9 protein-coding genes are annotated in these 13,084 nt (G+C 55.6%); 4 read left to right on the top strand and 5 right to left on the bottom strand.

The features are described from left to right. Window positions 1-27: 27 nt before the first annotated feature. Both M2Q46_RS01875 and M2Q46_RS01870 read left to right on the top strand, forming a co-directional pair. Window positions 28-507 (top strand): very short patch repair endonuclease, encoded by a 480-nt coding sequence (locus M2Q46_RS01875; protein WP_302356504.1) that lies wholly within the window; start codon window positions 28-30, stop codon window positions 505-507. Next, a complete protein-coding gene (locus tag M2Q46_RS01870) occupies window positions 453-1,856 on the top strand; it encodes a type II restriction endonuclease (protein ID WP_302356501.1) in 1,404 nt (467 codons plus the stop codon). The genes M2Q46_RS01875 and M2Q46_RS01870 overlap by 55 nt, the downstream gene beginning before the upstream one ends. Window positions 1,857-2,125: 269 nt before the next feature. Here the strand turns inward: M2Q46_RS01870 and guaA are convergent, their stop codons facing one another. Beyond that, window positions 2,126-3,712, bottom strand: coding sequence for a glutamine-hydrolyzing GMP synthase (gene guaA / locus M2Q46_RS01865; protein WP_035268796.1), 1,587 nt, complete (start codon window positions 3,710-3,712; stop codon window positions 2,126-2,128). A gap of 161 nt (window positions 3,713-3,873) precedes the next feature. On the opposite strand from guaA, the gene M2Q46_RS01860 reads away from it, so the two are divergent. Beyond that, entirely contained in the window at window positions 3,874-4,764 is an 891-nt protein-coding gene (locus tag M2Q46_RS01860) for an alpha/beta fold hydrolase (protein WP_088452648.1), read from the top strand. Here the strand turns inward: M2Q46_RS01860 and M2Q46_RS01855 are convergent. Next, the gene (locus M2Q46_RS01855) at window positions 4,761-5,567 is read right to left on the bottom strand and encodes a helix-turn-helix transcriptional regulator (RefSeq protein ID WP_302356498.1); all 807 of its coding nucleotides are present in this window, start codon (window positions 5,565-5,567) and stop codon (window positions 4,761-4,763) included. The genes M2Q46_RS01860 and M2Q46_RS01855 overlap by 4 nt on opposite strands. An 85-nt stretch (window positions 5,568-5,652) precedes the next feature. Between M2Q46_RS01855 and M2Q46_RS01850 the strand changes: the two genes are divergently transcribed. Further along, on the top strand, window positions 5,653-6,558 hold the full coding sequence (locus M2Q46_RS01850; RefSeq protein ID WP_115635159.1) for a DMT family transporter: 906 nt from the start codon (window positions 5,653-5,655) through the stop codon (window positions 6,556-6,558). Between the two features lie 280 nt (window positions 6,559-6,838). Here the strand turns inward: M2Q46_RS01850 and M2Q46_RS01845 are convergent, their stop codons facing one another. The 3 genes from M2Q46_RS01845 to purL all read right to left on the bottom strand — a co-directional run bounded on the left by M2Q46_RS01845 (window position 6,839) and on the right by purL (window position 13,005). Next, window positions 6,839-7,054: a hypothetical protein gene (locus M2Q46_RS01845; RefSeq protein ID WP_302356496.1), complete on the bottom strand. Its 216-nt coding sequence runs from the start codon at window positions 7,052-7,054 to the stop codon at window positions 6,839-6,841. Between the two features lie 385 nt (window positions 7,055-7,439). Continuing rightward, window positions 7,440-8,900 (bottom strand): IMP dehydrogenase, encoded by a 1,461-nt coding sequence (guaB, locus tag M2Q46_RS01840; protein ID WP_009457979.1) that lies wholly within the window; start codon window positions 8,898-8,900, stop codon window positions 7,440-7,442. Between the two features lie 43 nt (window positions 8,901-8,943). After that, window positions 8,944-13,005 carry a phosphoribosylformylglycinamidine synthase gene (purL, locus tag M2Q46_RS01835; protein WP_035268089.1) on the bottom strand — a complete coding sequence of 1,354 codons (4,062 nt, stop codon included), beginning with the start codon at window positions 13,003-13,005 and terminating at the stop codon, window positions 8,944-8,946. Window positions 13,006-13,084: the final 79 nt, after the last annotated feature.

Below are 13,084 nucleotides of genomic sequence, written 5' to 3'. Positions count from 1 at the left end.
AGCCCCCCTGTCATTGGTAAAAGATCAATGATCGATATAGTTGATAACGTGACCCGCTCCAAAATGATGGCGGGGATCCGCGGTAAGAACACAAAACCAGAAATGCTGATAAGGCGATACCTGCACAGCAAAGGCTATCGGTTCAGGCTGCATCGCAAAGACCTGCCAGGGAGGCCTGACCTTGTATTAAGTAAATATAAGCTGGCGGTGTTTGTACATGGGTGCTTTTGGCACCGCCATGCCGCCTGTTTTTATGCCAGATCGCCTGCCACACGCAAGGAATTCTGGCAGAAAAAACTGAACCAAAATGTTGAACGCGATAAAAAACAGGAGTATTTACTTATTGGCCTTGGCTGGAGAGTTCTCACCATCTGGGAATGCGGAACACGACATTGCCAAGACAAGCTGGGAGAAATCGAGGAAATGATTACAGGTAATGAAAGCTGCATGACATGGCCAAGGATATCGCCGAGGCCACACTCGAGCAGCAACCAACTCAGTCAATAACAGGAGGAGCAAGGTTGAAGGATATCGATCAATGGGGCTTGCTAAATGAATGGTTTTCACGCAGCTCAAAAATTCTTATTAAGAAGCTATCCAGAAACGACTGCAGTTGGGCAGATGACCCCACCAAACATCAGAATGGATTTTACGTGCCTAGTGAGCTGAGGCAGGAAGCGTTCTTCCCACCACTGATAGCACAAACGAATCCCGGGAAAGAACACATATACGTCTCTCAGTTCCCTACGTTCTGGCCAGCAACTGGCGAAATAAAAAAGTCCAACATGCGGCATTTTTCTAACAAAGGCCCCGAGGCGCATCTTACACGCGTTCCGAAGAGTGAGTTCTCTGGGCTTACACCGGCCTCACTTCTGGTGGGCGGCAAGCTCTCCGAGCCACTAGGAGGAGGGGTATATCACTGGTTTGTGACCATCGACTCGGCAAGCGCTGATGCAGAGTTACTAGAGACGCAGTTTGAGCTAGATGCAACTTTCACCTTTAACCTATTCGATCCAAACCAGATTGATGCGCTGAAACTGTATGAGGAAGCTAAGCTCATCGATGAAATCGACGCAGCTCTGCAAAGCGGAACATTGCCAGAGCTTCTAAAGCACGTGTCTGTTCTACCCTCTTCCGAAATGCTGGCGGCTACCGCACAGGCTGAGTATCTGAAGACAAACGGCCTACAGTCTTTAGACCCGTATACCTTCGCTAATCCGGGAGATGCGATTATGCAGATCAGTCGCGACATCGAATTCGCGCTGTACAAACGTGCCGAACTCCGACATCGAACTGTGGACATCGTACGCATTCTAACTTCGGCCAATCAATCGCTTGTAAGCTCTATAGTAAAAAACTTCCCAGCTTTGAATGCCTCTTTTTTAAGTGCAAGCCAGCACAGGAAGTCACGCGCAGGCCGATCCTTTGAACACCATATCGCACGCCTACTGACAGACGGAAATATCTGCTTTGAAGAGCAAGCGATAACAGGCGGACGCCGTCCAGACTTCGTCCTGCCATCGAAGCAAATGCTAAGGTCGCCATATCGGGCCTTTGATGACGCGCTGGTCCTATCGGCAAAGACTACTCTTAGAGAGCGATGGAAACAGATTACTCTTGAGAGCGCCAATTGCGGACTGTTCCTGGCTACCGTCGATGATCGTGTATCCTCTGAGGCAATCGAAGAAATGCGCATCAGAAAAATATTCCTTGTAGTACCCGAGTCCCTCAAGACGGCAAACACCACGTGCTATGGGCGCAAAGAAAACGTGCTGAGCTTCAAAGAATTCTTTGATATTGAGATTGCTCGAAAAAGGCCAGCCCTCCGCGCAATAAGTCATCCAAAAATCGCTTGAAGATCATCTCGTCAGAGCGATGCTGAGAACTCAGCTACCGGTATAAAACAAAACTGGCTAACCAAAAATCAGGACGCCCCGATATCTTGGGGGGGGGTAAATCAGTCACATTGGGTATTTACCACTCTTAATACCAGCCACATAAGCACCGTGCTTAACTAATACAGAACACTACTCGACGCTGCCTGATCGTAAAACCAAAAGCCCGCAATTGCGCGGGCTTTTTGACTTTCCAGGCCGTAAGATGTCTGGTCATGCCAGACATGGAATCATTCCCACTCAATCGTCGCTGGCGGCTTGCTGCTGACGTCGTACGTCACACGGTTAATGCCGCGCACTTCGTTGATGATGCGGCCTGAAGTACGCTTCAACAACGAGTATGGCAATTCAGCCCAGTCAGCCGTCATGAAGTCGGTTGTCTGTACTGCACGCATGGCAACAACGTACTCATAAGTACGGGCATCGCCCATCACGCCTACGCTTTTCACTGGCAGGAAGACGGTGAAGGCCTGGGAAGTCAGGTCGTACCAGTTCTTGCCGGTTTCTTCGTCAATCGTATTGCGCAGTTCTTCGATAAAGATGGCATCAGCTTGACGCAGCAAATCTGCGTATTCGCGCTTGATTTCACCCAAAATACGGACACCCAAGCCTGGGCCTGGGAAGGGGTGACGGTAGACCATTGCTGGTGGCAAGCCCAGGGCTACGCCCAGTTTGCGCACCTCGTCTTTGAACAGTTCGCGCAGGGGTTCCAGCAGTTTCAGGTTCAGCGTGTCTGGCAGGCCGCCCACGTTGTGGTGAGATTTGATGCCAGTGGCTTTACCGGATTTAGCGGCGGCGGACTCGATTACGTCCGGGTAGATTGTGCCTTGGGCCAACCAACGGGCGTTGCTGAGTTTGGCGGCTTCTTCCTGGAAGATTTCCACAAATTCGCGGCCGATGATCTTGCGTTTGGCTTCTGGGTCAGTCACACCGGCCAGTTTGCCCAGGAAGCGATCGGAAGCGTCGATATGGATGATCTTCAAACCCATATTGTCCGCGAAGGTGCTCATGACTTGCTGGGCTTCGTTCAGACGCAGCAGGCCGTGGTCCACGAATACGCAGGTCAGCTTGTCGCCGATAGCCTGGTGGATCAGAGCGGCAGCGACGGAGGAATCCACACCGCCGGACAGAGCCAGAATAACTTCTTCGTCGCCGACTTGTTCGCGGATATTGGCAATAGCCTCTTGCACGTAGTCCGGCATGTTCCAATCGCCCACGCAGCCGCAAATGTCGCGCACAAAGCGTTCGAACAAGGCGCCGCCTTGGACAGTGTGAGTGACTTCGGGGTGGAACTGAACCGCGTAGAAGCCGCGATCTTCATCGGCCATACCGGCGATGGGGCATGTAGGCGTGGAAGCCATCAGCTTGAAGCCGGGAGGCAAGGCGGTAACTTTGTCGCCGTGGCTCATCCAGACTTTGAGCATGCCGTGGCCTTCTGCCGTAGCGAAATCCTGAATACCGTCCAGCAGCTTGGTGTGGCCGTGGGCGCGGACTTCGGCGTAACCGAATTCACGCTTGTCCGAACCTTCGGTAACGCCGCCCAGTTGGCGGGCCATGGCTTGCATGCCGTAGCAAATGCCCAGAACGGGTACGCCGGCTTCAAACGCGGCGGCAGGAACTTGCAGAGCGTCTTCGGCGTAGACCGAGGCGTGGCTGCCCGACAGAATGATCCCTTTCAGGCCTTCTTGGGAACGGATGAATTCATCGCTGACATCACCGGGGTGAATTTCACAGTACGCACCGGCTTCGCGTACGCGACGCGCAATAAGCTGGGTGACCTGGGAGCCGTAATCAAGAATCAGAATTCGCTGGTGCATGAAAGTATCGAGCCAATAATAAAGCGGTAAAGGATCTATTTTACGCTGTGTAGCGCCGCTTAGGGAGTCGCAGAAATACTCCAGGCCGAAATTGTCCTGCATCACTGGCATTCATGCGGCAAGGCAGCTACAGTACATGCAGCCATTTTGGGAGTTTCAGCATGTCTTCGAGTCGTACCCCTCGTCCGAGCGAACTTAATGAACACCAGGAATCCCGACCTGCACAGGCCACACAACAACAAGGCGGCGGTAGCTATATCCCTGCTCCCGGCCCCTCCGGTGCCCGCTCGCACAGCTTTGCCTATGAATGTCAGGAAGATACGGACGAAGTCTCCGACAGCCTGACCTTTGTGCTGGTTCACGGTGCTTGGCACGGTGGCTGGTGCTGGTCCAGACTGGCTGCCCGGCTACGGGCCAAGGGGCATAAAGTCTATACCCCCACACTGACAGGCCTGGGCGAACGCAGCCACTTGCTTAGTGCGGACATCACCCTGAACACCTTTGTAGATGATGTCGCTAATTTGATACGTTGGGAGGAACTCTCCAACGTGGTTCTGGTGGGCCACAGCTTTGGAGGACTGGTCATTAGCGGCGTCGCCGACGTCATGCCGCGCTGCATTCAACAACTGATTTACCTGGACGCCTTTATCCTGCCCAGCGGCACCAGCACCTTCGACACCCTGCCAGAAAAGATTGTCGACAGCATGGTGGCCTCTGCTGGGAAAAGCGCCATTCCTGCCGTCCCCCCTCCTCCACTGAGTGCACTGGGCCTGCATGCCACAGAAGATCTACACTTTGTCGGTAACCGCCTGACGCCACAGCCGCTTAGCGTCTACCGCTCTTCCCTGCGCTTACAGAACCCCGTCATCGGCAATGGCCGCCCTTGCTCCTATATCTCCTGCATACAACCCACTTTCAGAGGGGTTGATACCTCACGTGAATGGGCCCGTCAGCAGAAAGACTGGGAATTCCGTGAGTTGGAAAGTGGGCACTGCGCGTTGATGACACACCCCGACATGCTGGCCCGGCTTTTACTGGAGCTAGCGGACTAAACTGCGTCGCCCGCGCTGTCTTTAGAGCGATAAAACTCTCTGGGAGTGACCCCAAAATGCCGCCGGAACACGGCGGCATATGCGCTTTGACTGGCATAGCCATGTTGTAAAGCCACTTGCACAATAGGCTCACCGGCTGCCAAGCCCTCCAAAGACCCCAACAAGCGAGCGAATTGACGCCATTGCCCAAAGCTGATGCCGGTATGGCGACGAAACAGGCGGTGGAAAGTTTTGACGCTCATGGCCAGTTGCCTGGCCCAGGCATCTGCATCTCTATCATCATCGGGGCTAGCCTCCAGATGTCGACACACCAATAGCAAGCGCGGCTCTTCGGGCCAGGGCAGATGAAACGGCAATACAGGCAACTCGCGCAGTTCATCCAGCAATAAACGCATCAAGCGGCCATCGCGACTGTCTTGCGCATACACCAAAGGAATTCGGCTGGCCTCCAGAATCAGCTCCCGTAGCAAAGGGCTGACATCCAGCACGCAGTTACGCGCCGGCAAGCCCGGAGCAGCATCCTCATCCACAAAGATCGTGCGCATTTTGACCTGCCCGCGCATGCGAACCGTATGAGGACGACCCGGTTGCAGCCAAACGCCACGGCTAGGAGGAACCACCCAGCGCCCTTCCTGGGCATCAATCACCATCACCCCTTGCACGGCGTACAAGAACTGCGCACGTACATGCTGATGTTCGTGAATAAGATGGCCGTCCGGATAGTCTGCTGCCAAACCACTAATAGGCATCTTGGCCAGCTCAACCGGAATATGAATAAGAGGATCAAGCACAATCTGTCCCATTTGCGCTAATTCAAGTCAGTTTAGCGAAAGACAGGCAAGTCGGTCTACAGCGAGCATACGTCTTCCTTATTGATGGATGCTTCCAATGCGCAACTATGCTTATCCGCTGGTGACCATGCTGTTGTGGTCCGGCAATGTCATTGTTTCCAAAATGGCGCACGGCCTGATCGCCGCACCTGCCATGAGTTTTTATCGAGTCGTGCTGGCGCTGGCCATCATGAGCCTGTTTGCCGCTCGCCCTGTCTGGCGACACTGGCACTCGATCCGTCCTCAACTACCCAAACTGCTGTTTCTGGGATTTCTGAGTATGGCGTTTTATCAATGCCTGTCTTATTGGGCAGCAGCCAGCACCAGTGCCACCAATATGGCCGTGATTACCGCACTGACACCCCTACTGACCCTGTTGACCACACGTCTGCTGCTGCCAGGCTCTGGCCCTCGCGGCATGCTGCCCGGCGCCCTGCTGGCCTTGTTTGGAACAGTCTGGTTGATTAGCGGCGGCCATCCCATGCAACTGCTAAGCCAAGGAGTCCGCTCTGGCGACTTGCTGATGCTGACAGCGGCATTGAGCTACGCCTTTTACAGTGTTTTTTTGAAGAAATGGCATATCACTGTGCCAGCCTGGCAATCGACCTATCTTCAAGCCTGGGGAGCCTTGATCACCCTGCTGCCCGTCTTCTTCTGGCTACCGGCTGAACAAACCCAGCTGAATGAGCAAACAGTCCCCCTGATCCTGTACGCAGGTATCCTGGCCTCCGTCCTGCTGCCCTACTGCTGGATCCAAGGCATCACACGCTTGGGCCCGGCCCGCTGCAGCCTGTTCCTGAACATCCTGCCCTTCATGACCGCCATGCTGGCCATCCCATTGCTGGGCGAACAACTGGGCGCACACCATGTGAGCGGTGGATTGCTGACTCTGGCAGGGGTGATTTTGGCTCAATGGCCGCCTCAACAATGGCTGTTCAAAACCAAAGCAGCCCCTGCTAAATAAGAAATATGGGAGTTTTATATTCAACTCCTGATATGAAATGATTTTCCAGCTATCCGCCACTAATTTGTGAGCTAACGAGTGACGAACTAATGAACTGAATAGCTGAATAGCTGAATAGCTGAATAGCTGAATAGCTGAATAGCACTCTTAGGGTAAGCGCACCCCGCAGCATCCAAAGCAAGGCGTCCCGTCATAAACGGGGCGCTTTTTATTATTTAGAGTTCTCTGCATTCCCATCCCTCCCACCTCATAAAGAGTCGCTCCCTGAATGAAATAAGGGCTACACAGCACCAGCCAAGGTGGAAATAGCAAAGGCTGAGATAGCAGTAGTTACTGCTATTGCTGTTGCTGTGATCTTGATGGTGGCGGTGACGATGACGGTGACGGTGACGGTGACGGTGACGGTGACGGTGACGGTGACGGTGACGGTGACGGTGACGGTGACGGTGACGGCAGTGATTGTGTAGAGCCCTGACCAAACAGCCAACACACCCACAAAAATCCTAAGTGCAAGATACAGGCAGGGCTATATATTTCTCGATCTGAGCCTCTTGCGGCCTGAGTGGGGGCGTGGGGCGAGTCAGACTGCTTGCCGCGGGCGGTGTCGGGATACGGGATGCAAGCACTCTGCTGTTTGAACCCGACGCTTGTGATTGGTCCGGGGGACCAATCACCGGGTGAGTTCAGAGTGCGCCCGTATCTCGACACCGCCAAGGGCACCAGTGCGCAGCATCGGCAAGCGATCCGCCCCACGCCCCCACTCAGGCCGCAAGAGGCGTCTATCCTGAGACTACCCCCTACCCCACAACACAAAGGCGATACACAAAAAAACCGCCAACCCAAAGGCTGGCGGTTTCTGGCATGCAAGAGACTGGCTAAGATCAGTCAGCGCGGTAGTTCGGCGCTTCCTTGGTGATCTGCACATCATGTACGTGAGACTCACGTACACCCGCAGCCGTAATCTCCACGAACTCAGCCTTGGCATGCAATTCCTCGATGGATTTGCAACCGCAGTAGCCCATGGAAGCACGGATGCCGCCAACCAATTGGTAAATAATGGCAATCACACTGCCCTTGTAAGGCACGCGGCCTTCAATACCTTCTGGAACCAGCTTGTCCGCGTTGTTCGAAGGATCCTGGAAGTAGCGATCAGCCGAACCATCGACCATGGCGCCCAAGCTACCCATACCGCGGTAGGACTTGTACGAACGGCCCTGGAACAGCACCACTTCACCAGGAGATTCTTCGGTACCAGCAAACATACCGCCCATCATGCAAGCGGAAGCGCCAGCGGCCAAAGCCTTGGACACGTCGCCGGAGAAGCGGATACCACCGTCAGCGATCAGAGGTACGCCTGTACCTTCCAATGCCTTGGCAACGTCAGCGATCGCTGTAATTTGAGGTACACCCACACCGGCTACGATACGAGTCGTACAAATAGAGCCAGGGCCAATACCGACCTTGACACAATCTGCACCGGCCTCGACCAGAGCGCGAGCGGCATCAGCGGTAGCAATGTTGCCACCAATAACCTGAATGCGAGGGAAATTTTTCTTGACCCAGCGAACGCGCTCGATAACACCACGGGAGTGACCGTGGGCAGTGTCCACCACCACCACGTCCACACCGGCTGCGGCCAGTTTCTCGACACGTTCTTCGGTACCGTCACCCACACCGACCGCAGCGCCAACGCGCAACTGACCGTGGCTGTCTTTGCTGGCCAGAGGGTGCTCGGTGTTTTTGACAATATCCTTAACCGTTGCCAGACCACGCAGCTGGAACTGATCGTTAACGATCAGCACGCGCTCCAGACGGTGGCGGTGCATCAGGGCCTGAGCTTCGTCCAGCGTGGCGCCTTCGTGCATAGTGATCAGACGCTCTTGAGGCGTCATGACATCACGCAAAGGCAAATCCAGGCGGTCTTCAAAGCGCAGATCGCGGTTGGTAACAATACCCACCAGCTTGCCGGCCTCAACCACAGGCAAACCGGAAATACCGTGCTGACGCTGCAGGTTGATGGCATCGCGCACCTTCATGGTGGGCGTCACGGTAACCGGATCAATCACGATACCGAACTCGTGACGCTTCACACGTGCAACTTCACGTGCTTGAGCATCCGCCGTCAGGTTCTTGTGGATGATCCCGATACCGCCTTCCTGTGCCATGGCAATAGCCAGACGCGCTTCGGTTACCGTGTCCATGGCAGCCGAAACCAGCGGGATATTCAGGGTGATGTCCCGCGTAAAGCGGGTGAGCAAGGATGTATCGCGAGGCAGAACCTCGGAGTAAGCGGGAACCAACAACACATCGTCGAAGGTCAGTGCTTTCTTGATGAGACGCATGCTTTTATAACTCCGTCCAAAAATCGATTATACGCGTAAGCAATTACGCAATCCAGACCCGAGCGTTGCGAAACATCCGCATCCAGGGAGTAAATCCACCATTTGCCATCTGATCAGCACCCTGATCGGCGGCGCCCCACTGCTCTGGCGTCCAGGACATCATGACGTTACGCGTCACGCGTTCCGGGTGAGGCATCATGATGGTGAAGCGGCCATCTGCCGTGGTTACGCCGGTCAAACCGTAAGGGCTGCCGTTGGGGTTCAGCGGGTACTGCTCGGTGCGCTGACCGCGATGATCCACAAAGTGAACCGCAGCGGCGACCTTGGACGCATCGCCTTGACGTTGGAAGTTGGCAAAGCCTTCACCGTGAGCCACGGCTACTGGCAGACGGGTCCCTTCCATACCCTTGAAGAACAAGGATGGCGAAGAGGCAATTTCCACACTGGAGAAACGAGCTTCGTATTTTTCCGACTGGTTACGGGTAAAGCGTGGCCAGAATTCTGCACCTGGAATCATGGGAGCCAAAGCGGCCATCATCTGGCAACCATTACAAATACCCAGACCGAAGGTATCGCTGCGACCGAAGAAAGCAGCAAACTGATCCGACAACTGGTTGTTGAAACGAATGGTCTTGGCCCAGCCTTCACCAGCGCCCAGAACGTCGCCGTAGCTGAAACCACCCACAGCCACCATGCCCTGCATGCCTTCCAGCGATGCGCGACCCGACAGCAAATCGGTCATGTGTACGTCAACGGCTTCGAAACCGGCCGTGTCAAAGGCCCAGGCCATTTCGACCTGGCTGTTGCAACCCTGTTCGCGCAAGATGGCAACGCGTGGGCGCTTGCCGGTAGCGATGAAGGGAGCAGCAATATCTTCCTGCGGGTTGAACATGACACGCGGCGAGATGCCTGGGTCTTGCACGTCTTCCCAGCGATCGAATTCGGCCTGTGCGCAAGCGGGGTTATCGCGGCGCTCCATGATGCGGCGGCTAACTTCGCTCCACTGTTGCGCCAGTTCCACACGAGGGGCCTGGTAAATGCAAGCGCCATCGCGGTAGAACTCGACCTGATCAGTCTTGTTCAGGCTACCAATCACGTGGGAGTGAGCCGACAAACCTGCCTCACGCAGAATTTGCATGACCTGATCACGCTGGGCCAATGGCACCTGGATAACAGCACCAGCCTCTTCGTTGAACAAGGCGCGCAAGGTGATTTCATCACGCTGCACGGAAACCTGTTCGGCACGAATCTTGTAATCGCCCCAATCGGCAGCATGAGGGTCGATCGTCAGCATGTCCAGATTCACGGACACGCCGGTGTGACCGGCAAAGGCCATCTCGGCCACGGTCGCGGCCAGACCACCGTCGGAACGGTCGTGGTAGGCCAGGATCAGATCCTGGTCGGCCAATTGGCGAATCACCTTCACAAACGCCAGCATGGCTTCGGCGTCCTGCATGTCAGGTACGGACTGGCCAACCTGATTGAAAGCGTGAGCCAATACGGAAGCGCCCATACGCTGTTTGCCCTGTCCCAGATCGATCAAGACCAAAGCGGTATCGCCCACATTGGTTTGCAGTTGGGGGGTCAGCGTGCGGCGCACATCCGCCACTTGAGCAAAAGCGGTCACCACCAGGGAAACTGGCGAAATCACCTGACGGGACTCACCGTCCTGCTCCCAGCTGGTACGCATGGACAGGGAGTCCTTGCCCACAGGAATGGACAGGCCCAGGCTCTGGCACCACTGGCTGACAGCCTGAACCGTGTCGAACAAGGCAGCGTCCTGGCCATCCACGCCGCAAGCGGCCATCCAGTTGGCGGACAATTTGACGTCTTTCAGGTCACGCACATCGCTGGCGACCAGGTTGGTCAGGGCTTCAGCCACAGCCATACGGCCGGAGGCAGCAGCGTCGATCATGGCGCTAGGGCTACGCTCGCCCATGGACATGGCTTCGCCACGTACGCCTTCAAAGTCAGCCAGGGTCACGGCGCAGTCGGCCACAGGCACTTGCCATGGGCCAACCATCTGATCGCGACTGCACAGGCCACCCACGCTACGGTCACCAATGCTGATCAGGAAAGTCTTGTTGGCCACGGTGGGGTGACGCAGCACCCGATGCATGGCTTCGGTCAAAGGAATAACGGTCAGGTCCAGCGGTTCGGCCACGCCGTCCAGACGCTTGACGTCGCGTTCCATGCGTGGGGCTTTACCCAGAATCACATCCATAGGCACGTCAACAGGACGTTCCTCGATGCTCTTGGGGGTGTGCACTTCGTCCACGCCAGGCAGGCCTTCGCCGAAAGTCACGCGCAATTGGCGCTCTTCAGTCGCCACACCCACGACGGCAAAGGGGCAGCGCTCGCGCTGAGCAATGCGCTCAAAACGCGGCAGATCCTTGGGCAGAATGGCCAGGACGTAACGCTCCTGGGATTCGTTGGACCAGATTTCAGCAGGTGACAGACCCGACTCTTCCAGAGGAACGCGAGTCAGTTCAAAAATAGCGCCACGCTCGGCATCGTTCACCAACTCAGGGAATGCGTTGGACAGACCACCCGCCCCCACGTCGTGGATGGCAATAATGGGGTTATTCTCGCCCTGTTGCCAGCAGCGATCGATCACTTCCTGGGCACGGCGTTCCATCTCCGGGTTACCACGCTGCACGGAGTCAAAGTCCAGTTCGGCGCGGTTGGCCCCCACGCCCATACTGGACGCAGCACCACCACCCATACCAATACGCATGCCGGGACCGCCCAGCTGAATCAGCAAGGCGCCCACTGGCAGAGGATCTTTGTGAGTCAGGCGATCGTCAATCGAACCCAGACCACCGGCAATCATGATGGGCTTGTGGTAGCCCCAGCGCTGATCGCCAGCCGTTTGTTCAAAGGTACGGAAGTAACCCAGCAGATTAGGACGACCAAATTCGTTATTGAAGGCAGCACCACCAATCGGGCCTTCAATCATGATGTCCAGGGGGCTGGCGATACGGTCAGGAATACCGTGGGAGTCTTTTTCCCAAGGCTCCATTTGCTCAGGGAAGCACAGATTGGACACGGTAAAACCGGTCAAACCTGCTTTGGGCTTGGAACCACGGCCTGTTGCACCTTCGTCGCGAATCTCGCCACCGGCACCGGTAGATGCACCGGGGAAAGGAGCAATTGCAGTTGGGTGGTTATGAGTTTCCACCTTCATCAAGGTGTGAACCAGTGCTTCGTGGCGCTGATACACAGGCTCGTTGGCCTGATCATCAATACCGGCATGGAACAGAGTAGCGGGGCCGCCCGTCATGATGGCGGCGTTATCCGCATAAGCCACCACAGTGTTTTCAGGTTGAGCCGCGTGGGTTTCGCGAATCATGCCAAACAAGGTCTTGCCCTGGTTTTGACCGTCAATTACCCACTGTGCGTTAAAAATCTTGTGACGACAGTGTTCGCTATTGGCTTGCGCGAACATCATCAATTCCACATCGTGCGGGTTACGACCCAGACGCGTGAAGGCATCCATCAGGTATTCAATTTCGTCCTCGGACAGCGCCAGACCCATTTCCTCGTTGGCCTGCTTCAAGGTCGCCACGCCACCGCCCAGAACATCCACGGTCTGGATGGGCTTGCCTTCCAGTTGGGTGAACAGCGCCTGACCGTCAAACTCCAAACCAACAACAGTTTCGGTCATGCGGTCGTGCAGCAAGGCAGCCAGTTGCTCCAGCTGAGCCTGATCCAGTTCCTTGGCACCCAGCAAGCCACGCTTGGGGGTGATGATGTAACGCACGCCACGCTCGATACGACGTACCGCTTGCAAGCCACAGTTATGAGCGATGTCAGTCGCTTTACTGGCCCAGGGCGACACGGTACCCAAACGAGGAATGACACGCAGAACCAAGGCGCCTTTAGGCGGCTGAGGGTCCAGCGCAGGCAGACCATCGTCCAGCAAGTCGCTGAGGTGCTGACGCGCACTGGCATCCAGGCCGGACTCTTCAGTCCAGACATAGTATTCGTGCAAGGCAAGAATGTCGGCAACAGGCAGTTGACGCTGCTCGACACGCTCTAGCAAACGCTCACGACGAAATGCGGAGAGCACGGACGAACCGGGAAAGTACAGGATTTGGCTCACGATACGGGAGGGGCAAAAAAGGTGGGAGAAATAGAAAACACGCCATTTTAACCGGAAGCGACACAAGAGGTCACATCGG

The sequence above is a fragment of the Alcaligenes sp. YSL9 genome, assembly GCF_030515105.1.
Classification (GTDB): domain Bacteria; phylum Pseudomonadota; class Gammaproteobacteria; order Burkholderiales; family Burkholderiaceae_B; genus Alcaligenes; species Alcaligenes phenolicus.
This window is presented reverse-complemented; position numbering and strand designations above follow the sequence as displayed.